The organism is Nonomuraea sp. 10N515B, from assembly GCF_052245915.1.
In the GTDB taxonomy this organism is placed as follows: Bacteria; Actinomycetota; Actinomycetes; order Streptosporangiales; family Streptosporangiaceae; genus Nonomuraea.
The window spans coordinates 14,794-39,650 of the sequence record NZ_JBQQBQ010000078.1; the positions used below are offsets into that span (position 1 = coordinate 14,794).

The window sequence follows — 24,857 nt, forward strand, 5'->3', positions numbered from 1 at the left end:
TGGACCGGAGAGGCAGGCGCGGACGGTTGCCGAGAACGGCGCCGTCAACGGCCCCAGAGTCGCCAGGTTTGGTTGAGCGGACTGGCTTGGCCTGCCGGGTTGCAGGTCCACTGGTGGATGGGAGCGCGAGGCGCGGTCGAGATCGTGCTGACGTCGACGCACTTGCCACTGTGGCGGGCGACGAGCTGGTAGTCGCGGGGGTCGTTACCCCCGTAGGTGACCTTGCGGAGGGTGAACTGCTGGTTCTGCGCTCCGCCGGCGCAGGCCCGCTGGCTTATCGGCGCGCCGTCGGCCGTGGACGCCGCGCTGACCTCGAGGCACTTCGCACTGTGCTGGTTGACCAGCGTGTAGGTGTTCGCCACGCCGGCGACCGGCCGGAAGTTCCACAACTGCTGGTCTCCGCCCTCGCAGTAAAACTGCTGCTGCACGTTGCCGTCGGCCGTGCTCAGGTTGGTGTTGTCCAGGCATTGCTGGGAATGTTGCGCGACCGCCACGGACTGGAAGCCGCCGTCCGACGGCGGCAGCAGCGTGACGGTGAACGTCTCGTCGGCGTTGGTGTGCGGCAGGTTCAGCCTGACGGCGTTGCCGGACAGCGTCAGGACCGTGTTCTGGACGGTGATCGGCCCCTGGACCGCGCCGCCGCCGTTGTACGGGATGCGCTGCACGACCGCGCGGACCTGGTTGTTCTGCACGATGCCGCTGATGGTGTCGAGGCGGCGCAGATCGACGGCGATGTTGCCGGTCGTCCCGCCGCCGCCCACAAGGATTTTGGCCACGCCGGTCGCCTTGGTGGCGAAGGCGTCGTAGGACACGCTCGGGGCCACGGACACGATCTGGCCGGTCTGGGAGGCGTAGAAGCGGTAGACCCACCATTCGCCCTTGGGCAGGTGCTGGCCCGCGCTGTTACGGACGAGCAGGTTGCCCAGATCGTTGTGCAGGTTGCCCGCGCTCGCCCAGTTCGCCCGCAGGCCGTCGGCGCCTGCCCGCTCCAGTCGAGCGATGTACCACGACCCGTCTCCTGGGTTCTGCTCGTTGGAGGCGCCGTATTCGTTGATCTGGTACGGGCGCGGGTGCGGGATGCCGCGCGAGTCGAGGGTCGTATTGGCGGCCGCCACGTTGGCCACCGGGTCGCCGGGGAGGGAATGCCAGCTGATGATGTCGGGGACGACGTTGTTGGCGCGGACGAAATCGAGGTAGGCGTTCCACCAGGCGTACGTGGTGGAGGGCACGCAGGCGCAGCTGGGGCCGACGATCAGGTGGTTCGGGAACGCGGCGCGGATGCGCTGGTGACTGCGGCGCCACAGCTCGAGGTACTGCGCCTGCGGGCGATTCCAGAACAAGGAGATGTTCGGTTCGTTCCAGATGTCCCACTGCACGGTGATCCCGGCCGACCGCACGTCGTTGATCAGGCGACTGAGGAAGGCGTCGTAGTCGGACCAGTTGCCGTTGTCGCCGGGAAAGCGCGAGATCGGGTAGCCGTCCGCCCCCCACAGGTCGTGCGGGAGGATGATGAACTGGCCGCCGAGCGCGATCGTACGACGGGCCTGGGCCAGCGTTGCGTTCCACCTTCGCTCGTAGGCGCCGGACACCCAGCCGCCGGGTGAGCCGAGCTGGGCGCCCCCGGCGCGCATGGAGCGGAACTTCACGTCGCGGAAGAAGTGGTCTGCCGGCCCGGATGCGTTCTCCGTCATGCCGTAGATCCACCCGGACGCGCGGTAGGTCGGGGTGCCGCCGGCTACGGCGAAGTCGACGCTGATGGACTCGTCCGCGGCGTGCGCCGGCGTCGGGATGGCCGGGACGACGGCGATGAGCATCCCGACCAGGATGCGGGCGACGGCGGTAAGCCGTCTGCTGGGCGGCTGTTGGGTGGTCGTCATCATGGTGGCTCCTTCGGAAGCTGGGGGTGAGGGAGGCAGAAGGACCACGAAGGCGTGACATCGGTGAACCGATTCGAGCGCATGCGGAGACGTGCGACTTGTCTTGAACTCGGATGATCGCCTGAAGCAGAGTGGCAGCTTGCGAATCGATTCGACCGAATCGTAGATCTCGTGACGGAGACGTGTCAACGGCATGTCGGCGGTACGACTTTCAGGTTGCGGGGCGAGTTCGCCTCGGCCGGAAACGTAGATCGCTGTTTGGTCACGTGCCGTTCGTGACCGGTGCCTGCCATAGCGCGACGATCGCGTCTATCAGACCATTGGCGGTGAGTGGGCGGACCGGGCAGGCGACCCAGTCCTGCAGGTCGGGGGGGCGATATCGGCCATTACCGTGCGCAACAGACCGCCGGACGGGGCACGCCCGTCCGGCGGTCTGTTGAAGGATTCATTCGTTCTTGGGGAAGCCCAGGTCGATGCCGCCGTGGGAGGGGTCCTTCCAGCGCTGCGTCACCACCTTGCCACGGGTGAAGAAGTGCACGCCCTCGGCGCCATAGGCGTGCGTGTCGCCGAAGAGCGAATCCTTCCAGCCGCCGAAGGAGTAGTACGCGACCGGGACCGGAATGGGCACGTTGATTCCCACCATGCCGACCTCGACCTCGTTCTGGAAGCGGCGGGCGGCGCCGCCGTCGTTGGTGAAGATCGCGGTGCCGTTGCCGTAGGGGTTGCCGTTGATGAGCTGCAGCCCCTCCTCGTACGACGTCACGCGCACCACGGACAGCACCGGGCCGAAGATCTCGTCGTCGTACACGCTCATGCCGGGTTTGACGTGGTCGAACAGCGTGGGCCCCAGCCAGAAGCCGTCCGCTGTCTCCTGGCCGTCCGCGTCGTGAGACGCGATCACATGCTCTCGGCCGTCGACCGCGAGCTCGGCGCCGTCGGCAAGCCCCGCGTCCAGGTAGGACGTCACCTTGTCCCGATGCCCGCCGGTGACCAGCGGCCCCATCGCGGAGTCGCCGTTGCAGCCGGGTCCTACCTTGAGCGTGGCCATGCGGTCCTTGATCTTGGCGACGAGTTCGTCTCCGACCGGATCGACGGCCACGAGGACCGAGATGGCCATGCAGCGTTCGCCTGCCGAGCCGAAGCCCGCGCTGACCGCCGCGTCCGCGGCCAGGCCGAGGTCGGCGTCGGGGAGGACCAGCATGTGGTTCTTCGCGCCGCCGAGGGCCTGGACGCGCTTGCCGTGCTTGGTTCCGTTCTCGTAGACGTAGCGGGCGATCGGCGTGGAACCGACGAAGCTGATCGCCTTGACGTCCGGGTGCTGGAGCAGCCGGTCCACGGCCACCTTGTCGCCGTGGACGATGTTGAACACGCCGTCGGGCAGGCCCGCCTCCTTCCACAGCTCGGCGAGGAAGGCGGCGGCCGACGGGTCCTTCTCGGACGGCTTGACGACGACCGTGTTCCCGGACGCGATGGCGATGGGGAAATACCACATCGGCACCATGGCGGGGAAGTTGAACGGCGAGATGATGGCGACGGGCCCGAGCGGTTGCCGGATCGAGAAGACGTCCATGCCGGTCGACGCCTGCTCGGTGAAACCGCCCTTCAGCAGGTGAGGGATGCCGCACGCGAACTCCACGACCTCCAGGCCACGGGCGATCTCGCCGAGCGCGTCGGAGTGCACTTTGCCGTGCTCGGACACGATGATCGAGGCCAGCTCGTCACGCCGGGCGTTCACCAGCTCGCGGAAGGCGAACAACGTGCTGGAACGCTTGGCCAGCGACGTGTGACGCCAGGCGTCGAACGCGCCGGAGGCCGCGCTCACCGCCTCGTCCACCTCCGCGACGCCCGCGAAGTCCACCTGTCCCGTCACCCTGCCGGTGGCCGGATCGTAGACGTCGCCGCGTCGCTCGGCCTCGCCGGTCCATGCCTGTCCGGCGATCCAATGAGTGATCCGCTTCACGACATCACCCCGACACGCTGCGCGTCGACGATCGTGAGGTCCACGCCACGGGTCTCCCGCGCCATCAGCAGCGCGACGCCGCTGATCGCCACGGCGATGAGCATGTAAAGGAAGATCGCGCCGGTGCCGTACGAGCTGAGCAGGGCCGCGGCGATGATGGGGGCCAGTGACCCGGCGAAGATCGAGGTCACCTGGTAGCCCATGGAGATCCCGGTGTAGCGCATCCGGGTGGGGAACATCTCCGACATGAAGGCGGCTTGAGGGCCGTACATCAAGGCATGCACGACGAGCCCCGCCGTGAGGATGGCGATGATCGGAAGCGCCTCGTCGGTGTCGAGGATGCTCCAGGCCACCGCCCCCCAGACCGCCATTCCCGCGACCCCCACGGCGATGACCGGCCTGCGCCCGATCCGGTCCGACAGCGCCCCCATCGCCGGCACCGCGAACAGGTGGATGAAGTGGGCCACCAGCATGAGGAGCAGGATCCGCTCCGTGTCGGCCTTGACCTCGACCTTGAGGTAGGTGATGGAGAACGTGACGACCATGTAGTACTGGATGTTCTCGGCGACGCGCAGGCCCATCGCCGTGAACACCTGGCGTGGCCGTTCGCGGAACACCTGGGCGATCGGTGAGCGGTGCTCGGCCTCGCTCGCCGCCTTGGCCACGGCCGACTTGAAGATCGGCGCGTCCTCGATGTGCGTGCGGATGTAGTAGCCGATGATGACGAGCACGGCCGAGGCCAGGAACGCGACGCGCCACCCCCACGCGAGGAAGGAGGCCTCGTCCATCACCGCGACGAGAGTGGTGAGAACGATCGTGGCCAGCATGTTGCCCGCGGGGACGGCGGCCTGGGGGAAGCTCGCCCACAGACCGCGCCGCTCCGCGGTCCCGTGCTCGCTGACGAGGAGCACGGCGCCGCCCCACTCGCCGCCGAGTGCGAAGCCCTGGGCGAACCGCAGGACGACGAGAAGCACGGGCGCGAGCACTCCCACCTGCGCGTACGTGGGAAGCAGGCCGATGCAGAAGGTAGAGATCCCGATGATGAGCAGGCTCACCTGCAGCAGTCGCTTGCGCCCCAGCTTGTCACCGAAGTGCCCGAACACCAGGCCGCCGAGCGGTCGCGCGGCGAAGCCGACGGCGTAGGTCAGCAGCGCGGCGATGATCCCGTCGAGTTCCGTCCCGGTGTTCGGGAAGAACACCTTGCCGAACACCAGGGTGGCGGCGGTGCCGTAGATGAAGAAGTCGTACCACTCGACGACGGTGCCGGCCATGCTGGCCGCGATGACCTTGCGCAGCTTGCTGGGTGGGGTCTGGGGGGTTTCCCGCGATGACGCGGTGTCTGTCATGGCTTGTCCTTGGGGTCGTGCGCCACGGATGCTCCTGCCACCGCGAGGACCAGCGCCGAGCAATCACGGTCGCCGGCGCCGTCGGCGGCCGAATCGCTGAAGAGCCGGTGTGCGGCCGCTGCCGCGGAGAGCGGGGTGTGGGTGCTCTCGCCTGCCAGCAGTGCGAGCGCGAGGTCCTTCACCATCAAGTTCGTGCTGAACCCCGGGGTGTAGTCTCGCGAGCTCGGCGCCGATTCGACCACGCCGGGCGCCGGGTACCAGGTGCGCAGCGCCCAGTTGTCGGCCGACGACTGCGTGGCGATCTCGTAGAAGGTCTTCAGGTCCAACCCGAGCCTCTCGGCCAGAACCACTCCCTCGCACGTCGCCGCGAGCGAGACGCCCAGGATCATGTTGTTCACGATCTTCGCGGCCTGACCGGTGCCCGGGCCTCCGGTCGGCACGATACGGCCGGCCATGGGCTCGATCAGCGACCTGGCGGCGGCCACCACCTCGGGAGAACAGCCGACCATGAAGGTCAGGGTGCCGGCCTTCGCCCCCTCAACTCCTCCGGACACGGGAGCGTCCGCGAACCGCGCTCCCGCGGCGGCCGCCGTCTCGTGCAACTCCCGCGCGGTCGCGATGTCGATCGTCGAGGAGTCGATGACCAGGGTTCCGGGCCGGATGTGCGCGAGGACCCCCTCCTCGCCGGTGAGCACGGCGCGCACCTCCAGCCCGGTGGGCAGCATGGTGAAGACGGCGTCCGCGTCCGCCACCGCCTCGGCCACCGATCCGGCGACCTCGACGCCCGCGGCCGAGGCGGCCTCGCGCGCGGTTGGATCGATCTCCACGCCCCGTACCGTGAAACCGGCCTTAACTAGATGAGCTGCCATAGGGCACCCCATATGCCCCAGACCTATCCAAGCGACCACAGTCATCGCTTTCCTCGCTCTCCGTAATGTTTCGCTCGGTTAACGAGACTGTGGCGTCTGATGTGACGTGCATTCAAGCGCCAAGCTCACAGACCATGTCTGCAAAAATGCACATAGACTTCATGGATGCGACGAGCTACCGTCTCGCCTGACGAGAGCCCTGCACGGGATTCCGCCCGTCATCGCCGGCCCATAGACCCCCGCCGGCTCCGCGCCGATGACCTGCGGTATCTCCTGGCCGTCGCCCGCACAGGACGTCTGGTGGCGGCCGCCGCCGTGCTCGGAGTCGACCACACCACGGTCTCGCGCCGCATCGCCGCGCTGGAGAAGACCGTCGGTGTACGCCTGGTCGAACGCGGCGCCGACGGCTGGGCGCTGACCGAGGTCGGCCGGACGGTGGCGGAGAGCGCACGAGCCATCGAGGAGGCCCTCGACCACGTGGCCGACGCGGTCGCCGCCACGGACTCACCCTCACTGCGCGGCATGGTCAGGGTCACCGCGCCGGACGGCTTCGGCGCGCTCTACGTCGCGCCCGCGCTCGCCCGGGTCCAGCGGCGGCACCCCCAGCTCACCATCGAGCTGATCACGGCGACGCGCCAGCTCGCCCTCCACCAGTCGGGGTTCGACCTCGCCGTCACCATCGGCACGCCGCCGAGCAGCCGGCTCTTGACAGAGCGGCTCACCGACTACGCGCTGGGGCTCTACGCCACGGACGACTACCTCGCGCGGCACGGACGCCCCAAGACCATCGCCGACCTGCGCGGCCACACACTCGTCTTCTACATCGAATCGCTTCTGCAGGCCGGCGACCTCGACATCGAGCACCACCTGCCGGGCATGACCGCCGCCTTCGCCTCCACGAACATCTTCGCCCAGCTGGAGGCGACCCGCGTGGGGGCGGGCATCGGCCTGCTGCCCGCCTTCCTCGCCGAGAAGGCGCCGCTGCATCGCCTGCTGGCCGACGAGATCGACGTACGCCTGCCGTTCACGCTGGCCGTCCGCCGGGAGGACGCCGCGCATCCCCCGATCTCGGCCGTACGCGCCGCTCTACAGCATGAGGTCACCACCCGCCGGCATGAGTTGCTCCCTGAGCGGGCAGCAGATCACCAACGTTACTCCGTCCCTTCTCAACAGTGACGGGCCCAGTTGCGGCTCCGCAGTCGGGGGCGGTATCCCAGGTGCGCCGGGTCACTAGCCGGTGGGATCCGGTCACGGTCACATGGGAGGCGCAGACGTCCACACCACCGAGAACGCCGTCACCAACAGGGGCAGCGTCGGACTTGCGACCCGACGTCAGGAACCGTCAGCCCGCTCCGGCTCCCCATGGCGCCGGGGCGCCGCCTGCGCCGTAGTGTGTACGCACTCGCTCCAGTTCCGCTCGCGTGACCGGCAGGACGCTGCCGTGCCGGGCGCCCTGCGGCAGTACGAATTCCTCGGCAGGGCGCCACACCCCGCCGGCTGGATCGGAGGTCTCGAACGGCACATAGCCGCGGCCGCGGAACTCGTCAATGAGCAGGTACCACTTCTGCTCGATGGTGGAGCGGAAGATGGTCGGTCCCTCGCCTTCGGTGACGCCCGGGCGGGTGGTGTCACCCCGGCCGACGCACGTGGCGACCAGTTCCCACTCGGCGCCGGTGAGCCGTACGGACCTCTCCTGCGTGATGAACCGGCCGTAGGGGTCCGACCAGCCGGGGGCTCGCGCGTCCTTGGTGAACCGGTAGTAGGTGTCGCCGTGGCGGAGCACCGTGGAGTCGAGGACGGGGTGCCCCGGGTCGTGCCAGATCTGCGGGGCGCTGAAGGTGCGAAAGTCGCGGGTTGTGGCGTACAGCATGCGCTCGTGGGTCTCTGTGGAGCGGTCCGTGTCGCCCTCGGCGTACAGCCGCGACGCCCAGTACACGACGTAGGCGCCGCGTTCCGGGTCGTAGTGCGCCTCCGGTGCCCAGGTGCAGCCGGCGGTGTCGGGGGAGACCCGGATGTGGCGTTGCGGCGACCAGTGCACCAGGTCGGCCGACTCCCACACCTCGATGTACAGGCTGCCGACCCGTTTCGCAGCGTACCAGTCCCCGCTCCCGAAGATCCGCAAGTCCGTGGCAAGCAGGAAGAACCGGTCGCCGGCGGGCGAACGCACCAGGAACGGGTCGCGCACTCCGTTCTCGCCGTGCGTCGAGGTGAGGACCGGTTGTCCCCCATTCAACTCGTCCCAGAATCGGGGGTTGTTGCCGTGGCTGGCCGCGAAGTAGATCTGCTCGCCGCGGGGTTTGTCCTCTCCCGTGAAGTAGGCGAACAGGTAACCCTCGAATGGTTCGGCTCCGGCGGACCTGGGGGCTGGCGGGGACTGAGGGGGTGACGCGTGCGCGGTCCCGGCGGCGGATGCCGTGCCGGCATGCGTGGTGAGGGGGGCTGTTCCGCCGAGGGCGAGCGCTTCGGTCGCGACGGTGCGGCGGTTCGGGCCGTGGCTGGTCATCATGCCCCTCCCCGCGTCTGCGTGCCCCCTGGTCCCACCACGTCGGCCGACCTCGCGCCGCGGTCCAGCAACTCCCCTACAGCAGCAGCGAGTCCTGGCGCCTGGTCCGGCCCCGCGTCGGCCATCAGCACCAGCGACCGGGCGTCGTCCTCGTCGAGCCGGCCTGCGAAGGCCATCCAGGAGTGGCACTGTCCGCGCAGTCCGTCACCGCCCGTGCCGGCCGGGGTGACGAGCGTGCCGCCCGTGAAGGAGCGCGGGCCGCGCCAGAACAGCCCCCCGTACCCGGCGTTTTCCCGGCCCCGTGTGGTCGGGGAGCCCAGTGCGATGTCCGCGCCGGAGACGTTGGTCAGCTCGGTGCCGAAGACCAGCGCCCAGGCGGTGGGGTCCAGCGCAGTCACGCGGCCGCCTTGACGCGCGGCCATGGCACGGCGCCACCGTCCATGGCGCGCACGAAAGGATCGTCGCCGGTGAGTTCGCCGGCGGCGACGGGGCGGCGGCGGAACGCGGAGGCGTAGGTGGCGGCGGCGAACTCCAGGGTGCGGCGCGCTTCGACGAGGCTCACCGCGGGTTCGGTGCCGTGCCGCAGCGCGTCCAGGACCGCCGCGATCTGCAGCAGGTGCCCGCTCTCGAGGTCGTCCGCGTCGTCGCTTCGCCACAGCTCGGCCAGGTGCTCGTGGCCGGGAGCGGGAGTGAAGCGCCAGTGCTTCTCGCGGTAGCCGTAGAGGTGCTCCAGCTCGACGGTGGCGTACTCGAAATCGAAGCGCAGGCGTGAGGTTTCGCGCGGGGCAAGCAGTGAATTGACGACGCTGGCCATCGCTCCGTTCTCGAACCGGGCGAGGGCCATGGAGACGTCCTCAGTGTCGGTGGGGCGGGCGAGCCGGCCGGCCACGGCGGTGACCTCGCTCCACGGGCCGAGGACGGAGAGCAGCAGGTCGAACTGGTGGATGCCGTGGCCCATGGTCGGGCCGCCGCCCTCCACTTCCCAGCGCCCGCGCCACGGCACGGCGAAGTACGCGTCGGTGCGGTACCACAGGGTCTCGCAGACCGCGGTGAGCGGGCGGCCGAGCGCTCCGGAGGAGGCCAGCCGGTGCAGCCGGACGGCGGCGGGGCCGAATCGGTGCTGGAAGACGGTGAGGACGGGTGTGCCGGTGGCCTGCTGCACTGCGGCGAGCTCGTCCAGCTGGGCGAGGCTCAGCGCGGTGGGCTTCTCGACCAGTACCGGCACCCCGGCGCGAAGGGCGGCGATGGCCAGCGGCGTGTGGCTGTGCGGCGGGGTGCAGATGTGCACCAGGTCGAGGCGCTCCTCTGCGAGGAGCTTCTCCGCTTCGGTGTACACGCCCGGCACGGAGAAGCGCCGGGCGAAGGTCTCAGCGCGGTCGCGGTCGGTGTCGGCGACGGCCACCAGGCTCGCTCGGTCGGATAGTTCGGCCAGGGCACCCGCGTGGGCGTGGGCGATGCCGCCCGCGCCAACGATGGCGACGCGGGCGGACGGGGACGGGTCCGGCATGGACGGTCTCCCTCTATGGCAGAATAGTGAACGTTCACTTTCGCTTCGAGGAAAACCGTAGTGAACTTTCTCCAGCAGGGCAATAGGGTGCGCTCAGCACGAGGGGGTCCATCCATGACCGAACACTCCGCACCGGCCAGGCGGCCCACTATCAAAGAGGTGGCACGCCTGGCGGGCGTCTCGCACCAGACCGTCTCGCGATATCTGAAGTCCCGTCAGGGCCTGCGCCCGGCCACACTCGAGCGTCTCGACGGCGCCGTTGAGAAACTCGGTTACCGCCCCAACCTCATGGCCCGCTCTATGCGCACCCGGCGCACCGGCCGGCTCGCCGTCGTCATGCCCGTCACCACCTTCAACCACGCGCGCCTGCTCTCCGGCGCCCTGGCCGCAGCCCACGAGGCGGGACACGTGGTCGAGATCGTCAGCGTCGAGGGCTCCACCGCGACCCGGACCGAGCGCGTCCTCGAACTCGCCCAGTCCGGACAGGTGGACGGGGTGCTGTCGCTGACGCCCATGGCGGCCAGCATCGAGCACGGCTTGCCGGAGGGAGCGGCCGTCGTCGTCTCCCCGGACTTCGACGACGCCATGCGCAGTGTCGGTGAACTCACCGATGCTGCGCCCGTCACCGAGCTGATCGAACGCCTCGCCGCCCTCGGCCACCGGCGGTTCCTGCACGTCGCCGGCGATCAGGACTTCGCCTCGGCACGGGCCCGCAAGGTCGCCTACCTGGAGGCGGTCGAGCGGCTCGGACTCGAGTCGGTCGGGGTGGCAGAGGGCGACTGGTCGGGCGAGTCGGGGGTGAAAGCCGTCCGGCAACTGGACTCCGACCGGCTGCCCACCGCCGTGATCGCCGCCAACGACGTGGTCGCCTCCGGGGTGCTGCGCGGCGCCCATGAACGCGGCCTGGACGTGCCCGGTGACCTGAGCGTCACCGGGTGGGACGACAACGAGCTATGCCGGTTCCTCCCCCCTTCGCTCACCACCGTCCGCGTCAACCTGGAAGGAGCCGGGCGCAACGCGGTGCTGCGGCTGATCAAGGCGGTCGGCGGGCCCGACCTCGAACCGTGGAGCGGCCCGGCGGCGCAGGTCATCTGGCGCGAGTCGACGGCCCCTCCGAGCCGTCGCCCCGCGTCTAGATCCGCCGGGACGCGCTGACGCCGGCAGGCTGCCCCGTACCCCGCCACGGTGCCGCGCGGCGGGGTAGCGTTCCGGCCCGGGATTACGCCACGTGACCCGGCACACCCGACGCCGCGGCCGTATGGGGCCTACCGGGCGCGGCCCGGCCCAGTTCCGGATCCGCGCCGTACCAGATCTCTTCGGCGAGCTGGAGTGTGGCCCAGCAGTAGTTGCCCATCGGAAGCCAGTACGCGTACGCTCCCCGCGTCGCACCTTGATACACGAAGACCAACTGGGTCCGGCCCGCGTACAGCGCCCGGATGCAGCGCTGCCGGATGTTTTCCCCCTCGCGGAAGGTGATGGTGCGCTCCATCTCCACTGCCCCGCCCACCGTGTCCTCGCGCGCCTCCAGAATGTTCCGTTCCGGCAGGGTGGCCAGGCCGGCGTCGAAGCCGTCGCGCAGCTCGGGCAGGTCGCCGATGGTCACGTCGGCCGGGAGCGTGCTCACCCAGGCGGCGACGTAGGTGTCCGGGTCGTCCGCGTCGGGCCTGAGCATCACCCCCTCGCGGTCCTGGTCGAGGCAGTCGGTGTGCCAGTCCCAGGGATAGCGGAACGAGAACCGGCCCCGCGGGTCGCGGTAGCGGGTGATGCCGGTGAACTTCGGTACGTCGTCGGTCATGGCACTCCTGTCGTACGCCCGGTGCCACGCGGGCCGGGGCCGGGGGACTGGCTGAGCTTCACGAGGTGGCCTGCGCGGGTGGCGCTGCCGCGGCGGCGCCCGCGAGCGGCAGCTCGCCGGCGAAGTGGCAGGCCGAGCGGTGTCCCTCGCCGACCTGCCGCACCGGCGGGGTCTCCTCGGCGCAGACCGGCTGGGCGTAGGGGCAGCGCGGGTGGAAATAGCAGCCGCTGGGCGGGGTGGCGGGGCTCGGCACGTCGCCGGTGAGCAGCTTCGGACGGGTTCGCACCCGCGGGTCCGGCTGCGGTACGGCGGCCAGCAGCGCCTCGGTGTACGGGTGCTTCGGCGCGTTGTAGAGCTGCTCGACCGGTCCGCTCTCGACGATCCGTCCCACGTACATCACCACCACCCGGTCGGCGATGTGCTCGACGGCCGCCAGGTCGTGGCTGATGAAGAGATAGGCGAGGCCCAGCCGACGCTGCAGCTCCTCCAGCAGGTTGAGGATCTGCGCCTGCACGGACACGTCCAGGGCGGAGACCGCCTCGTCGCATACGATCAGGTCCGGGTTGAGGGCGATCGCCCGCGCGATGCCGATGCGCTGGCGCTGACCGCCGGAGAAGGCGTGCGGGTAGCGGTTCGCGTGCTCGGGGCGCAGACCGACCAGGGTGAGCAGTTCCGCGACGCGGTCCTTCAGCGCCCGCCCGGCCGCCGCCTTGTTGATGACGAGCGGTTCCTCGATGATGCTGCCGACGGTCATCCGGGAGTCCAGGGAGGCGAACGGATCCTGGAAGATCATCTGGAGGTGGGGGCGGACCGCGCGCAGAGTGCGCGCGTCGGCGGTTTCCAGGTGGACGGGGCCGCGTCCGGGGTGGTGGAAGACGACCTCGCCGGCGGTCGGCTCTTCCAGCCTTACGATCGTGCGCCCGGTCGTGGACTTGCCGCAGCCGGACTCGCCGACCAGGGCGACGGTCTCGCCCCGGCGGACCGTCAGATCGACCCCGTCCACCGCCTTGATCTCCCCGACGCGGCGGCGCAGGAAGCCGCCGCGGATGGGGAAGTGCTTGCGCAGACCGGTTACTTCGAGCAGTGGTTCGTTCATGCGTCTTTCCCCGGCTCGGTCCGGCTGGCCTCGTCGTCGCCCTGGTAGAGATGGCAGTGCACGGTGTGTCCCGGTCCCGCGGTGCTCAGGGCCGGGACGATAGTGTCGCAGCGGCCCGGGATCGCCTCCGGGCACCGGGGGTGGAACGGGCAGCCAGGCACCCGTGTGTGCGGATCGGGCACCGAGCCTTCGATCACCTCCAGTGGCGTCTTGCGGTTGCCGCCGATGCGGGGTATCGAGCGGAGCAGCGCCCGGGTGTAGGGGTGCTTGGGGTCGTGGAAGAGGTCGTCGACGCTGCCGCGCTCCACGATCCGGCCCAGATACATCACGATCACCTCGTCGCAGAGCTGGGCGACCACACCCATGCTGTGGGTGATGAACATGATCGACATGCCGGCTCGGTCGCGCACGCTCCGGATCAGTTCGAGGATCTGTGCCTCGGTGGTGACGTCCAGCGCGGTGGTGGGCTCGTCGGCGATGAGCACCGTCGGGTTGCAGGAGAGCGCCATGGCGATCATGGCGCGCTGCCGCATGCCGCCGGAGAGCTGGTGCGGATAGGACCGGGCGACCGCCTCCGGGTGCGGCATGCCCACCTGGCGCAGCATCTCCACTGCGCGCTTGTGCGCCTCCTCGCGGTTCCGCGTCTGATGGATGAGGACGGCTTCGGCGATCTGGGCGCCGATGGTGTACACCGGGTTGAGCGAGCTCATCGGCTCCTGGAAGATCATCGCGATCTCCCTGCCGCGCAGCTCGCGCATCCGCGCACTGTCCGGGCCGAGCCCGATGATCTCGGTCTCCCCGCCCACACCGCGCAGCGTGATGCTGCCGCCGGTGATGCGCCCCGGATTCTCGACGATCTGCAGGATCGCCCGCGCCGTCACGCTCTTGCCGCAGCCGGACTCGCCGACGATCCCCAGCACCTTGCCCCGCGGAACGTCGAACGTCACGCCGTTCAGCGCGCGTACCACGCCCAGCATGGTGATGAACTCCACCTCCAGGTCACGGACGGACAGCACAGGGTCTCCGGCGCCGTGTGGCACCTCCACCGGGGCGGCAGCGGGTGCTCCTTCCTCTGCCGCGTATGACTGGCTCATCGTGCGGTTCTCCGGCTCGGTCGGGGGTCGGTCGGGTCCTGTCACGCGGGTTGCCACGGCGCCCCTCATCCGTAGGGGTCGACGGCGTCGCGCAGCCCGTCGCCGATCAACTGGAAGCAGGTCACCGCGAGCACCACCAAGGCCGCCGGGATCAGCAGCCACGGGTACTGCTGCACGGTCGCGACGTTCTGCGCGTCCGAGAGCAGGACGCCCCAGCTCACGGCGGGCGGCAGCATGCCGACGCCGAGAAACGACAGCGACGTCTCGGCGATGATCGTGGCCGGTACCGCCAGCATCGCCGTGGCGACGATGTGGCTGGAAGCGTTCGGTATCAGGTGCCTGAAGACGATGCGGGCGCTGGAGGAGCCGGCGATTCGGGCGGCGGCGACGTAGTCGCTGGCCGCGTACGACATCACCTTGCCGCGGATCTGCCGCGCGAGGCTCGCCCAGCCGACCAGTGACAGGATGAGGGTGATCAGGAAGTAACGGCTGGTGACGGACATATCCTGGGGCAGGATCGCGGCCAGTGCCAGCCATAGCGGCAGGGTGGGCAGCGACATCAACAGTTCGATGAACCGCTGCAGCAGCGTGTCGACGGCTCCCCGGAAGTACCCCGATATCGTGCCGATCGTCGCGCCGAGGAAGGTGCCGACGGCCACGCCGAGCAGGCCGATGGTGAGCGACACCCGCGCGCCCTGCATGGCGCGGGCGAACACGTCCCGGCCGGCGCTGTCGGCGCCCCAGATCAGCAGTGTGTGCGGCTTGTCCACCGTCACCAGGTGCCGGTCGGTCGGGATCAGGCCGAACAGCTTGTATTCGTGCCCCTTGCCGAAGAACCGCAGCGGTACGGGCTTTCCGCAGTCGCTGCGGTACTCATAGGTGAAAGTCTCGGTGTCGAGCTGCTGCTCGCGGCCGCAGATCGCCGGTCCGCCGGACCAGATGACGGCCGTCGGGGGTGCGTTCTTCAGGTCGGCGTTCTGCTGGTCGTAGGGGTTGGGGGAGAGGAAAGGGGCCAGGATCGCGCACGCGTAGAGCACCGCAAGCACGACCGAACTGGCGACCGCGAGGCGGTTCTTGAGGAAGCGGCGCAGCATGAGCCGCCACTGCGGCAGGGTGGCCGTCCCGTTGCCGGCCTCGGCGGGCGCGGATGGGGTGGTCGGCTCCGTGACGGAAGCTGGTGGCGCTGTCGTCATCTCCGATCACTCTCCGAGCCGGATGCGGGGGTCGATCACGGTGAGCAGGAAGTCTGCGACGAAATTGCCGATCACCAGGAGGGCCGAGAGTATGAGCAAGATGGTGCCCGCGACGTACATGTCCTTGTTGAGCAGTGAGTTGACCAGCAGCGGCCCTATGGTCGGCAGGTTGAGGACGATCGACACGATCGCCTCGCCGGAGATCAGCACGGGGAAGGTGGTACCGAAGGTCATCACCAGCGGGTGCAGCGAGTTGCGCACCGCGTGCTTCCAGATCACCTTGCGCTCGGACACCCCCTTGGCCCGTGCGGTCTGCACGTACTGGTTGTTGAGGACGTCGAGCAGATTGGCGCGCATGACGCGGGTCAGCCAGGCGGTCGAGCCGGCCGCGATCACGATGAGCGGGATCCAGAGATGTTCGAGCAGATCGGTGAACTTGGCCCAGTTCCACGGGGCGTTCTCGTACTGGCTGGAGAAGAGCCCGCCGACGTCCGCGCCGAGGTGGTTGGCGGCCAGCGTCATGACCACGAGCGCGAACAGGAATTCCGGGATGGCGACCCCGATGAACTGGATCACCGTGATGACGCTGTCGGGCAGCGAGCGCCGGTGGGTGGCGGAGTAGACCCCGAGCGGGATCGACAAGCCCCAGGCGATGAGCAGGGCCCCGATGCTGAGCAGCAGCGAGAGTCCGAGTCGGCTCCAGATGAGGGAACCGACGGGTTCGTTGAGAGTGAAGGAGAATCCGAAGTCGCCGTGCCAGAAGCCGGATATCCACTTCCCGTACTGGGTGAACCAGGATTCGTCGACGCCGTACTGCTCCCTCAGCGCGGCGATCTGCGCCTCGGTCACCTCGCCGCCCTGCGACTGCAGCTGGGAGATCTTCTGCGAGAGAGCGCTGCCGGGCGGGGCGGCGATGATGGCGAAGCTGAGCATGGACACGATGACGAGCGTCACGATCATGTAGAAGGCGCGGCGGGCGACCACGATCAGCATGCGGCTCTCCCGGAGGTGACGGCCGGCCGCCCGTCCGTGCTGGATGCGCTCACGAGTGCTTCTCCGGGTTCGTCCAGTGCCAGCACTCGGGGTCGTAGGTGGCCGGGGCAGGGATGTGCCAGGGGCCGGTGATGCCGCCGAGGGCGAGGTTCTTTGGGCCGGGGACGTTGGCGAGGTCCCGGTTCTTGATGATCACTTCGGGGAAGTTGGCCGTGGAGCCCATGAAGAACGGCCCGTCCTCGATGTGGATCTTGAACATCTGCCAGACCAGCTGGTTGCGCTTGACCGGATCTGCTTCGGTCTTGGCCTGTGTGTACAGACTGGTGAGCTTCTCGACCGGGTCACCCGGCTCGGGCTCCATGCGCGGGGGATGCCGCTTGAGTGGCGCGAGGTCCAGCTCCTCCTTGTTCTTGCCGCTCGCGCTGTTGGCGTACCAGGCGGCCTCCAGCGGGGCCCAGTACTGGGTGTTCACCGGGACCAGCCAGTTCGGGACCACCATGATCGAGGTGCCGTTGGCGTTGCCCCAGTTGGTGTGGGACATCAGCTGCCCTGCCGTCCACTGCTCCCCGAAGGCGGCCGGCGACATCGGGACGCGCTTCATGTGCAGCCCGATCTTCTTCATGTCGGCGACGAGCTGCTCGTCCTTGTCGGCCTCCGGCTTGGCCATGTCGGCGGAGTAGGGGACCTGGATCGTGAGGGGTGCGCCGTCGGGGAACTCCACGTAGCCGTCGCCGTCGGTGTCCTTCAGACCGATCTCCGCCAGCAGTGCCTTGGCCTTCTCGGGGTCGGGGCCGAGGTAGGAGTCGCGCCACTGCTGGTACAGCTTCGGGCCGTCCGGCTCTGCGTGGAACTCGGCCGTGCCGGGCCCGATGGTCCCCGTGGTGAGCTCGCCCTGGTTGAAGTACAGGCTCTTGCGGGTGGCCTTGCGGTCCCAGCCGAGCGAGACGGCCTGGCGGAAGCGCTTGTCACGGATGAGCTTGCCGTACTTCTCGTCCTTGGCGATGTAGTCGTAGTTGAAGAAGAAGATCGAGCCGGTGCCGTCCCCGCTGTTCCACAGCAGGATGTCGTAGTGGCCGCTGTCCTTGTGCCGGGAGAGGGTGGACACGTCGGCGAGGGTGACCTGATTGAAGAAGCCCTGGCAGTAGTCGACCGCACCCTGCTGGATCTTGAGCTTGAGCGCCTCGGCGTTGGTCTGCATCGAGAAGCTGATCTCGTCGATGTAGGGCAGCTGGTCGCCGTTGGTGTTGACGACCCAGTAGTACGGGTTGCGCTCGAAGACGATGCCGGTGTTGTTGTCGAAGGACTTGCACCGGTAGCCGGTGAGTGTGGGGCAGTCGGGGTTGCGCTTCCAGTCGGCCTTCTGCTCCCACAGACCGCCCGGGGTGTCCCAGTCCTTGGGGACTTTCTTGTCGTACTTGGGGTGGAACTGCTTCAGGTAGTGCTTCGGCAGCACCCAGGTCGGGCCGTTCCTGCCCAGACCTCCGTTGACATAGGTGGCCAGTTGCTCGGGGAAGAGCGGCTGCGGGGTGTCCCAGGTGAACTTCAGCGTTTGGCCGTCCACCTTGGTCATCTTCACCGCGGTGCCCTTGCCGGAAATGTTCGACGGCGGCGGCGTCTGCGCGTTGTGGCCTGGTAGGACCAGGTCCTCCCACCAGAACAGGATGTCGTCCACGGTGAAGGGTTCGCCGTCGGACCACTTGAGGCCCTCGCGGAAGTGGACGGTCCACTCGGACGCGTCGTCGTTGGCGCTCCACTGGTCGGCGAGACCGGGGCCGACGTCCAGGCCGTCGTTGAGGAAGCGCAGGGGCGAGTTGCCGTAGAAGAATTCGGCGATCGAGTTGGCGTTGGCAGCGCCCGTGGAGCCGAAGGCGAGCATCTTCAGCTTCCCTCCGTACTTCCCCTCACCCGTCCAGCGGTGCGGGATGACGTAGGGGTTCACGGGGATGCGCTGCTCGACGGGCGGCAGACCCTTGCCCTTCAGCGCGGGCGACTCCTGGATCTTCGCCGGACGCTTCAGCGCCTCGGTCACATCGCCCTTCTTGTCCGAGCCTCCGCCCGGGGACGTCGTCGCGTCGGGCTTGTCAGAGCGACCGTCGGTGCACGCGGCGAGCATCACGCCGCCCGCGGCGGCCGCGGCGGTGCGCAGCAGGTGGCGTCGGCTGATTTGGCTCATGGTCCAACTCCCTGGAGTAGGAGGCGTCGGGACGAGGAGAAGTAGTGGCAGCGTGCGCGTGCCGGTGCGATTGAGCTGCGGGAAAGCGGCCCGCTCACCGCTTGTGGCGACGCGGTTGCGTTGAGGCTAGTGAACGTTCACCTATGGGTCAATACACGTAATGTGATCGATCACTTTTTGGTGGGCGAGGAGTGAGGGCCGTGCGCGGCGGTTGTGGCGGTGCTCGGGACCCGCTGGTCCCGGCCTGGGCCGGCCCCAGCAGGGCCACGCCGTAGGGCGACGGGGTGAAGGGTTTGTCGCCGATGCGCTTCGCAGGTGGCGATGAGGTCCCAGACCGGGCAGCGATCCCTAGGCGAGCGGGCTTTCCACGATCACGACGCCGGTCGGCTCCAGAACGAGTTCGTGGCCGACATCGACAATCTGTCCCGTCAGCAGCTCGGCCCCACGCCTGTCGAGGCACACGGTCGCCTTGTCCTGGCCATGGTTGAGCAGAAACAGGAATCTGCGGTCGTCAGTGCGGCGTTCTGTGACCTCCACTCCGGCGGGCGCCGCGTGTACGGGGCGGATGCCCGCACGGTCGAGGACGGCCCGTATGAGAGAGTCGAGAGCGGGCTGATCGAGGCGCGCACCGAGATAGACCGCGCGCCCCGCGCCGAGAGCGTTGTCGACGACGGCCGGCTGGCCGGCGAGGTAGCCGGCCGTGTACACGGCGACGGCACGCGCTGATTCGGTGATCAGATCGTCCTGCCATCGGGTTGCGGTGGCGGCGAAGGCGTCGTCGACGAGCGACTGCTCCGCGACGGCGCGGATGGCCACCGAGTCGCCCGGCGTCAACGGGGAGAAGTCGCGGACGTGTGCTCCGATGACCTCCCGGAGGCCACCGGGATAGCCGTCGGAAAGGACGTGGTCATCCTCGTCGACGACGCCCGAGAAGTAGGAGATGAGCGCGTGTCCTCCGTTCTCGACGAAGCGTCGCACGGCGGCTTGCTGGGCCTCGCTCATCATGTATTGGTTGGGCACGATGAGTACGCGGTAGGGCGACAGATCCGCCGACAGGGTCACGACGTCCACCGCCACCTGCGCGTTCCACAGGGCCTGATAGTGGCTGCTCACGACGTCGGCGTAGTTGTAGGTGTTGTCCGGGTGCGCGCAGCCCTCGACCGCCCACCAGTTCTCCCAGTCCCAGACGATGGCGACCTCGGCGTGGGTGCGGGCGGTCGCCACGGCCGCGATGCGGGTCAGTTCGTCGCCGAGCGCGAGTACTTCCTGCCAGGTGCGGGTGTTCTGGCCCCCGTGCGGAAGCATGGCGGAGTGGAACTTCTCCTGGCCGAAGCGCGATGCGCGCCATTGGAAGAACATGACCGCGTCGGCGCCGTGCGCCACCGCCTGATATGACCCGAGCCGCATTCGTCCGGGCTGCTTGACCAGGTTGATCGGCCACTGGCTGACGGCTCCGGCAGCCTGTTCCATCAGCATCCACGGTTGTCCGGCACGCAGGGATCGCATCAGGTCGTACTGCAGGGAGGCCTTCGCCAGTCCCGCCGGGTCGGCTGGATTCGGATAGATGTCGAGGGCGAGGACGTCGAGTTCCTCCGCCCATCGGCGGTAGTCGTTCAGCCGGAAGAACTGCATGAAGTTGGTCGTCGTCGGCACGTGGGGCGTGATGGACTTGAGCAGGTCGCGTTCGCGCGTGAAGAGTTCGAGCTGGATGTCGGAGTTGAAGCGGGCGAAGTCCAGCTCGCGCGCGGGGTTGAGCCATCCTCGGACCGGTTTGGGCAGGTGGACTTGCGCCCAGTCGCTGTAGCGCTGGCTCCACATCGAGGTTCCCCAGCGCCGGTTGAGCTCCTCCAGTGACCGGTACTTCTCCTGCAGCCAGCCCCGGAACCGCTCGTCGCACAGGTCGCAGAAGCAGTGCGAGTGGTACTCGTTGCCGATGTGCCACATGGCAAGTGCCGGGTGGTCGCGATAGCGCTCGGCGAGCATGCGCGCCATGCGCTGGCTCCGGTCTCGGTAGACCTCGGAGGATGGGCAAAAGTGTCCGCGGCTGCCCACGCCGACGCGGACCCCGTTGCGCTCGACCATCAGCGTCGCGGGGAAGTCCTCCGCGAGCCATGGCGGCGGCGAAGCGTTGGGCGTGGCGAGGTTCACGGCGATGCCGTTCGACCAGAGAAGGTTCATGATCTCGTCGAGCCAGCCGAACTCGAAGGTGCCGTCGGCGGGTTCGAGCGCCGACCAGGAGAAGACGCCGAGGCTCACGAGCCGTACGTTTGCGGCGCGCATCAGCTCGACGTCCTCGTGCCACGTACTCCTCGGCCACTGCTCAGGGTTGTAGTCCCCGCCATAGACGATGCCGGACAGTCGGTCACGGAAGGTGTTCATAGGGAGGTGGGACACAGGTCGTCTCCTTTGTCGGGTCCGCGAGGAGCGACGTCGCGGGGAGATCGGCGGTGGTCATCGTATGGCGCGAGTCGGACCCCACCAGGTGAACCGCAGAGTGACCTTGCCACTGCCTTCCGTGCGCCGCCTCCAGCGCACCCCGTGGCCAAGCCCAAAGCGATGATCAGTCCGAGGGCGACCAAGCCTGCACATGGGGTCTGGCGAAGTCTGTGGGTAACGTGAACAACATCTAGTGAACGTTCACCCGGACAAAATAGTGAACGATCACCTTTCGGGTCAAGGTCCTGTGGCCTGGAGTTAGGCTGGACGGCCTGCACCGGGCCGACCGGAACCACGGGGAAGCGGGTAGGGGCGGCCATAAGCTCACTGGAGATGCTTGCCGACGCCACGGCGCCCGCCCGCGAGCCGGGGCGGCGTGCCCCGGCCACGCTCCCAGAGTGCCCCTCGTGACGTTCACGGCCAGGTCGTCGACAGTGATACTCCACTCACAAGATCACCGTCAAGCCTTTTGCCTTGGGCGGCGGCCCTCTTTCGTGCTTGCTCGTTGTGATTGCAGTGGCTGCCAGTTGACAGTCAGATATGACTGTGAAACGGTTCGCGCATGGCGTCGGGTGTACGGGCCGCGCAGCGTGAGGCAACGCGGCAGCGGATCGTTCAGGTCGCGGTGGAGTTGTTGATCGAGCGCGGACTGGCGGCGACGACAACCGTCGAGGTGCAGCGTGCCGGCAGCTTCAGCCGGGGTGCGCTGCTGCATCACTTCCCGACGCGCGAGGCGATGCTGGGTGCCACGATCCGGCTGCTGATGGAGCGCAATGAGGCGGCGGTGCGGCAGGCCGAGGCCGAAGCGCCGACCGGCCTTGATCGTGTGGAGCGCGCCATCCGGGTGCTGTGCGCGTCGATGGTGCGCCCGGCGTTCGTCGCCGAGTTGGAGTTGTGGGCGGCCGCGCGTACGGATCCCGCGTTGCGGGAGGTGTTGCGCCGTGAGGAGAAGCGGGCGCGTGTGGATCTTTACCGGGTGGTCGGCGAGGTGTTCGGCGAGGATCTGATGTCCGGCGAGCGTTACCCGATGGTGGCGTCGCTGACTGTGCAGTTCCTGCGTGGCCTGGCGATTTCCGATGTGCTGCGCGGCGAGCGGCGCGCTACAGAGCGGCTGATCGCCGATTGGGTCGCGGTTGCCCGGGCCATCCTGGAGGGGAGCAACCCGTGAGTGATGTCATCGGCTATGAGGTGCGGGACCGCAAGGCCTATCTGACGTTGAACCGGCCCGATCGGCTGAACGCGATCACGGCGGAAGTGGCGCGCAGGCTGAAGGAGCTGGTCGATCGGGCCAACGAGGATCCGGCGGTGCATGTGATCGTGCTCCAGGGCGCGGGGCGTGCGTTCAGCGCGGGTTACGACCTCAAGCAGTACGCCGAGCACGGCGATCTGACGCAGCCGCCGGTGTGGGATCCGATCAAGGATTACCAGCACATGAAGCGCAACACCGACGACTTCTTCAGTCTGTGGCGTTCACTGAAGCCGACCATCGCGAAAGTGCACGGCTACGCGGTGGCCGGGGGCAGTGATATCGCGTTGTCCTGCGATCTGGTGGTGATGGCCGAGGACGCCCGGGTCGGTTACATGCCCGCGCGGGTGTGGGGCTGTCCGACCACCGCGATGTGGGTCTACCGGCTCGGTGCCGAGCGGGCCAAGCGGATGCTGCTGACGGGGGACACCATCGACGGAACCACCGCCGCCGCATGGGGTCTGGTGCTGCAGGCGGTCCCGGCCGCCGAGCTGGACGCCGCGGTGGAGGCGTTGGCCGATCGCATCGCCGGGGTCCCGGTCAACCAGCTGGTCATGCAGAAACTGATGATCAACCAGGCCTACGACAACATGGGCCTGCACGGCACCCAGATCCTGGCCACCCTGTTCGACGGGATCACCCGGCACTCCCCTGAGGGCCGCTGGTTCCAGGAATTCGCCGCACAGCACGGATTCCCCGCCGCGGTGCGATGGCGCGACTCCGGCAGGCCGATCCCCGACGGCGGCGGCCCCATCCCCACCACAGCCGAAATCGACGAGGAGTGAACCCATGGACCTGGCGTACTGGCCCGCCGACACCAGCCGGCCCGTCCTGGAACTGTCCACAGGAGACCTGTTGCGCGAAGCCGCCAGGGACGCCGGGGACCAGACCGCCCTCATCGAAGTAGCGCCGCCAGGCGCTCCGTCGCCGGCCCGTGCCGAACGCACGGACCGCCGATGGACCTACAGGCAACTGCTGGCTGACGCCGAGCAATGCGGGCACTGGCTGCTGACCCGGTTCGAACCGGGCGAGCGGATCACCGTCTGGGCACCCAACATCCCCGAGTGGATCATCCTGCAATACGGCGCGGCGTTGGCCGGTGTGATCGTCGTGACGGCCAACCCGGCGCTACGGGCGGCAGAACTGCGCTACGTACTTGAGCAATCCCGCTCAGCGGGGCTGTTTCACACCGCCGAGTTTCGCGGTAGCGACATGACCGCGATCGCGCGGGAAGCGACACCGGGACTGCCCGAGCTACGTGCCACGTTCTGCTTCGAAGACTGGCAGGACACCGTACGCACCCACCAGACGGACGGCTCCCTGCCGACAGTGCGGCCCAGCGATCCCGCCCAGATCCAGTACACCTCCGGCACCACCGGATTCCCCAAGGGCGCGTTGCTGCACCACCGCGGGCTGGTCACCAACGCCCGGTTCATGATCGACCGAACACAACTTCCGGACCGGGGCGCCATGATCTCGGCGATGCCGTTGTTCCACACCGCCGGCTGCGCGATGGGCGTGCTCGGCTCGGCGCACCAGCGGGCCACCTACGTCCTGTGCCAGCTGTTCGACCCCGTGCTCGTGCTCACCGCGGCCCAAAACCACCACGCGGATCTGCTGGCAGGGGTTCCCACCATGCTCATCGCGATGCTCAGCCACCCCGAGTTCGACCAGTTCGACCTGTCCCGCCTGTCGCGGGTCCTCTCCGGCGGCAGTCCCGTTCCGCCCGAACTCGTGCACCGGGTCGAGCGCCGATTCGGCGTCCAGTTCACCACGGTGTACGGCCAGACCGAACTGTCGCCGGTGGTCACGCAAACCAGCCCCGACGACTCGCCCGATGACAAAGCCACCACCGTTGGACGGCCACTGCCTCAACTCGAGATCGCCGTCCGCGACCCCGTCACCGGCGACACCGTGCCCATCGGCCGGCAAGGGGAAATCTGCGCCCGCGGCTACCAGCGCATGCTCGGTTACTTCGACATGCCCGAACGCACCGCCGAAACCATCGACCCGGACGGCTGGCTGCACACCGGCGACCTGGGCACCATGGACGACCGCGGCTACCTCCGCATCACCGGCAGGCTCAAAGACATGATCATCCGCGGTGGGGAGAACATCTACGCAACCGAAATCGAGCAAGTGCTGTTCACCCACCCGGGCATCCGCGACGTCACCGTGCTCGGCCTTCCCGATCCCACCTGGGGCGAGATCGTTGCCGCGGTACTCGTACCCGCCCACCCCGACCGGATCCCGGCAGTCGCCGAACTCCACCAGTTCTGCCGGGCGCACCTGGCACCCCACAAGAGACCCACCCGCTGGTTCCACACCGCCGAACTACCACTGACCGGCTCCGGGAAGATCCAGAAATTCCGCCTCCGCGACCAGATAGACCAGGCCGACATCAAAGAACTGCGCAGCGAGCCCCAGTAGTGGTCATCGGCCCGCCGCTCGCCGGCAGGATCGTGCTCCGTAGAAACCCTGCGAGCTCCGCGGTTTGGTTCAGCCGACCGGCGTTGTTGCGTCCGTTCCCCAGCTGGTAAGCAGTCGCAGGGCCGTGGCGGACTCGAAGCCTGGTTCCGAAGGCTCTCCCGTCACAAGGAGCGGTGACCGCGCCGCCGCGCGGGTCGAGCCGTTGACGGGTGATCACACGGGTTGCGCGCTCGGCATGTCGAGCGGTTGGCGGCTCCGCCACAGGGCGGCTCAGCCCCACTGTTGCAGTAGCCGGTCGTACTCGGCCTGGGTGATCGGCAGGACGGTGCCGTGGCGCGG

General features: G+C 68.4%; 19 protein-coding genes. 5 read left to right on the forward strand and 14 right to left on the reverse strand.

The genetic code is table 11. The features are described from left to right. Positions 1 to 44 precede the first annotated feature (44 nt). From ACTWQA_RS51915 to mmsB, 4 genes are all read right to left on the reverse strand, one after another. Positions 45 to 1,880, reverse strand: a complete 1,836-nt coding sequence (locus tag ACTWQA_RS51915; protein ID WP_443166215.1) for an RICIN domain-containing protein — start codon at positions 1,878 to 1,880, stop codon at positions 45 to 47. A gap of 442 nt (positions 1,881 to 2,322) precedes the next feature. After that, the gene (locus ACTWQA_RS51920) at positions 2,323 to 3,837 is read right to left on the reverse strand and encodes a CoA-acylating methylmalonate-semialdehyde dehydrogenase (RefSeq protein WP_443166216.1); all 1,515 of its coding nucleotides are present in this window, start codon (positions 3,835 to 3,837) and stop codon (positions 2,323 to 2,325) included. Beyond that, complete coding sequence (locus ACTWQA_RS51925; protein ID WP_443166217.1) at positions 3,834 to 5,183, reverse strand: MFS transporter; 1,350 nt, start codon at positions 5,181 to 5,183, stop codon at positions 3,834 to 3,836. The genes ACTWQA_RS51920 and ACTWQA_RS51925 overlap by 4 nt, the downstream gene beginning before the upstream one ends. Further along, positions 5,180 to 6,097, reverse strand: a complete 918-nt coding sequence (mmsB, locus tag ACTWQA_RS51930; RefSeq protein ID WP_443166218.1) for a 3-hydroxyisobutyrate dehydrogenase — start codon at positions 6,095 to 6,097, stop codon at positions 5,180 to 5,182. Before mmsB ends, ACTWQA_RS51925 begins: the two co-directional genes overlap by 4 nt. Positions 6,098 to 6,217: 120 nt before the next feature. Here mmsB and ACTWQA_RS51935 point away from each other — a divergent pair, with 120 nt between their 5' ends. After that, positions 6,218 to 7,228: a LysR family transcriptional regulator gene (locus tag ACTWQA_RS51935; RefSeq protein WP_443166219.1), complete on the forward strand. Its 1,011-nt coding sequence runs from the start codon at positions 6,218 to 6,220 to the stop codon at positions 7,226 to 7,228. Between the two features lie 166 nt (positions 7,229 to 7,394). Here the strand turns inward: ACTWQA_RS51935 and ACTWQA_RS51940 are convergent, their stop codons facing one another. The 3 genes from ACTWQA_RS51940 to ACTWQA_RS51950 are packed head-to-tail and all read right to left on the reverse strand — an operon-like array spanning position 7,395 to position 10,062. Beyond that, positions 7,395 to 8,558 carry a glycoside hydrolase family 43 protein gene (locus ACTWQA_RS51940; protein WP_443166220.1) on the reverse strand — a complete coding sequence of 388 codons (1,164 nt, stop codon included), beginning with the start codon at positions 8,556 to 8,558 and terminating at the stop codon, positions 7,395 to 7,397. Further along, positions 8,555 to 8,953: a DUF6807 family protein gene (locus ACTWQA_RS51945; RefSeq protein WP_443166221.1), complete on the reverse strand. Its 399-nt coding sequence runs from the start codon at positions 8,951 to 8,953 to the stop codon at positions 8,555 to 8,557. Before ACTWQA_RS51945 ends, ACTWQA_RS51940 begins: the two co-directional genes overlap by 4 nt. Continuing rightward, the gene (locus tag ACTWQA_RS51950; RefSeq protein ID WP_443166222.1) at positions 8,950 to 10,062 is read right to left on the reverse strand and encodes a Gfo/Idh/MocA family protein; all 1,113 of its coding nucleotides are present in this window, start codon (positions 10,060 to 10,062) and stop codon (positions 8,950 to 8,952) included. Before ACTWQA_RS51950 ends, ACTWQA_RS51945 begins: the two co-directional genes overlap by 4 nt. Positions 10,063 to 10,176: 114 nt before the next feature. On the opposite strand from ACTWQA_RS51950, the gene ACTWQA_RS51955 reads away from it, so the two are divergent. Continuing rightward, entirely contained in the window at positions 10,177 to 11,217 is a 1,041-nt protein-coding gene (locus ACTWQA_RS51955; RefSeq protein WP_443166223.1) for a LacI family DNA-binding transcriptional regulator, read from the forward strand. Positions 11,218 to 11,281: 64 nt separating this feature from the next. Here the strand turns inward: ACTWQA_RS51955 and ACTWQA_RS51960 are convergent, their stop codons facing one another. The 7 genes from ACTWQA_RS51960 to ACTWQA_RS51990 all read right to left on the reverse strand — a co-directional run bounded on the left by ACTWQA_RS51960 (position 11,282) and on the right by ACTWQA_RS51990 (position 20,800). Continuing rightward, on the reverse strand, positions 11,282 to 11,857 hold the full coding sequence (locus tag ACTWQA_RS51960) for a hypothetical protein (protein WP_443166224.1): 576 nt from the start codon (positions 11,855 to 11,857) through the stop codon (positions 11,282 to 11,284). A 58-nt stretch (positions 11,858 to 11,915) separates the two neighbouring features. Further along, positions 11,916 to 12,953 carry an ABC transporter ATP-binding protein gene (locus ACTWQA_RS51965; protein ID WP_443166225.1) on the reverse strand — a complete coding sequence of 346 codons (1,038 nt, stop codon included), beginning with the start codon at positions 12,951 to 12,953 and terminating at the stop codon, positions 11,916 to 11,918. Next, positions 12,950 to 14,047: an ABC transporter ATP-binding protein gene (locus ACTWQA_RS51970; protein WP_443166226.1), complete on the reverse strand. Its 1,098-nt coding sequence runs from the start codon at positions 14,045 to 14,047 to the stop codon at positions 12,950 to 12,952. The genes ACTWQA_RS51965 and ACTWQA_RS51970 overlap by 4 nt, the downstream gene beginning before the upstream one ends. Positions 14,048 to 14,112: 65 nt before the next feature. Beyond that, positions 14,113 to 15,240 carry an ABC transporter permease gene (locus tag ACTWQA_RS51975; RefSeq protein WP_443166227.1) on the reverse strand — a complete coding sequence of 376 codons (1,128 nt, stop codon included), beginning with the start codon at positions 15,238 to 15,240 and terminating at the stop codon, positions 14,113 to 14,115. 6 nt (positions 15,241 to 15,246) lie between these two features. Continuing rightward, complete coding sequence (locus ACTWQA_RS51980) at positions 15,247 to 16,233, reverse strand: ABC transporter permease (RefSeq protein ID WP_443166228.1); 987 nt, start codon at positions 16,231 to 16,233, stop codon at positions 15,247 to 15,249. Positions 16,234 to 16,282: 49 nt separating this feature from the next. Continuing rightward, complete coding sequence (locus ACTWQA_RS51985) at positions 16,283 to 18,406, reverse strand: ABC transporter substrate-binding protein (protein ID WP_443166229.1); 2,124 nt, start codon at positions 18,404 to 18,406, stop codon at positions 16,283 to 16,285. A gap of 348 nt (positions 18,407 to 18,754) precedes the next feature. Then, positions 18,755 to 20,800 carry a beta-galactosidase gene (locus tag ACTWQA_RS51990; RefSeq protein ID WP_443166230.1) on the reverse strand — a complete coding sequence of 682 codons (2,046 nt, stop codon included), beginning with the start codon at positions 20,798 to 20,800 and terminating at the stop codon, positions 18,755 to 18,757. A gap of 604 nt (positions 20,801 to 21,404) precedes the next feature. Between ACTWQA_RS51990 and ACTWQA_RS51995 the strand changes: the two genes are divergently transcribed. Genes ACTWQA_RS51995 through ACTWQA_RS52005 form a run of 3 tightly spaced genes read left to right on the forward strand, consistent with a single transcriptional unit; the run spans position 21,405 to position 24,518 of the window. Next, positions 21,405 to 22,010, forward strand: a complete 606-nt coding sequence (locus ACTWQA_RS51995) for a TetR/AcrR family transcriptional regulator (RefSeq protein WP_443166231.1) — start codon at positions 21,405 to 21,407, stop codon at positions 22,008 to 22,010. Further along, positions 22,007 to 22,873 carry a crotonase/enoyl-CoA hydratase family protein gene (locus ACTWQA_RS52000; protein ID WP_443166232.1) on the forward strand — a complete coding sequence of 289 codons (867 nt, stop codon included), beginning with the start codon at positions 22,007 to 22,009 and terminating at the stop codon, positions 22,871 to 22,873. Before ACTWQA_RS51995 ends, ACTWQA_RS52000 begins: the two co-directional genes overlap by 4 nt. Positions 22,874 to 22,877: 4 nt before the next feature. Next, positions 22,878 to 24,518: an AMP-binding protein gene (locus ACTWQA_RS52005; RefSeq protein ID WP_443166233.1), complete on the forward strand. Its 1,641-nt coding sequence runs from the start codon at positions 22,878 to 22,880 to the stop codon at positions 24,516 to 24,518. Positions 24,519 to 24,857: the final 339 nt, after the last annotated feature.

What these genes read in the sequence shown, in the direction of transcription:
- ACTWQA_RS51935 (WP_443166219.1), top strand. Translation starts at nt 6,218, where the DNA reads ATGCGACGAGCTACCGTCTCGCCTGACGAGAGCCCTGCACGGGATTCC.
- mmsB (WP_443166218.1), bottom strand. Translation starts at nt 6,097, where the DNA reads ATGACTGTGGTCGCTTGGATAGGTCTGGGGCATATGGGGTGCCCTATG.
- ACTWQA_RS51985 (WP_443166229.1), bottom strand. Translation starts at nt 18,406, where the DNA reads ATGAGCCAAATCAGCCGACGCCACCTGCTGCGCACCGCCGCGGCCGCC.
- ACTWQA_RS51960 (WP_443166224.1), bottom strand. Translation starts at nt 11,857, where the DNA reads ATGACCGACGACGTACCGAAGTTCACCGGCATCACCCGCTACCGCGAC.
- ACTWQA_RS51940 (WP_443166220.1), bottom strand. Translation starts at nt 8,558, where the DNA reads ATGATGACCAGCCACGGCCCGAACCGCCGCACCGTCGCGACCGAAGCG.
- ACTWQA_RS51975 (WP_443166227.1), bottom strand. Translation starts at nt 15,240, where the DNA reads ATGACGACAGCGCCACCAGCTTCCGTCACGGAGCCGACCACCCCATCC.
- ACTWQA_RS51955 (WP_443166223.1), top strand. Translation starts at nt 10,177, where the DNA reads ATGACCGAACACTCCGCACCGGCCAGGCGGCCCACTATCAAAGAGGTG.
- ACTWQA_RS51965 (WP_443166225.1), bottom strand. Translation starts at nt 12,953, where the DNA reads ATGAACGAACCACTGCTCGAAGTAACCGGTCTGCGCAAGCACTTCCCC.
- ACTWQA_RS51970 (WP_443166226.1), bottom strand. Translation starts at nt 14,047, where the DNA reads ATGAGCCAGTCATACGCGGCAGAGGAAGGAGCACCCGCTGCCGCCCCG.
- ACTWQA_RS51950 (WP_443166222.1), bottom strand. Translation starts at nt 10,062, where the DNA reads ATGCCGGACCCGTCCCCGTCCGCCCGCGTCGCCATCGTTGGCGCGGGC.
- ACTWQA_RS51915 (WP_443166215.1), bottom strand. Translation starts at nt 1,880, where the DNA reads ATGATGACGACCACCCAACAGCCGCCCAGCAGACGGCTTACCGCCGTC.
- ACTWQA_RS51980 (WP_443166228.1), bottom strand. Translation starts at nt 16,233, where the DNA reads ATGCTGATCGTGGTCGCCCGCCGCGCCTTCTACATGATCGTGACGCTC.
- ACTWQA_RS51925 (WP_443166217.1), bottom strand. Translation starts at nt 5,183, where the DNA reads ATGACAGACACCGCGTCATCGCGGGAAACCCCCCAGACCCCACCCAGC.
- ACTWQA_RS52005 (WP_443166233.1), top strand. Translation starts at nt 22,878, where the DNA reads ATGGACCTGGCGTACTGGCCCGCCGACACCAGCCGGCCCGTCCTGGAA.
- ACTWQA_RS51995 (WP_443166231.1), top strand. Translation starts at nt 21,405, where the DNA reads ATGGCGTCGGGTGTACGGGCCGCGCAGCGTGAGGCAACGCGGCAGCGG.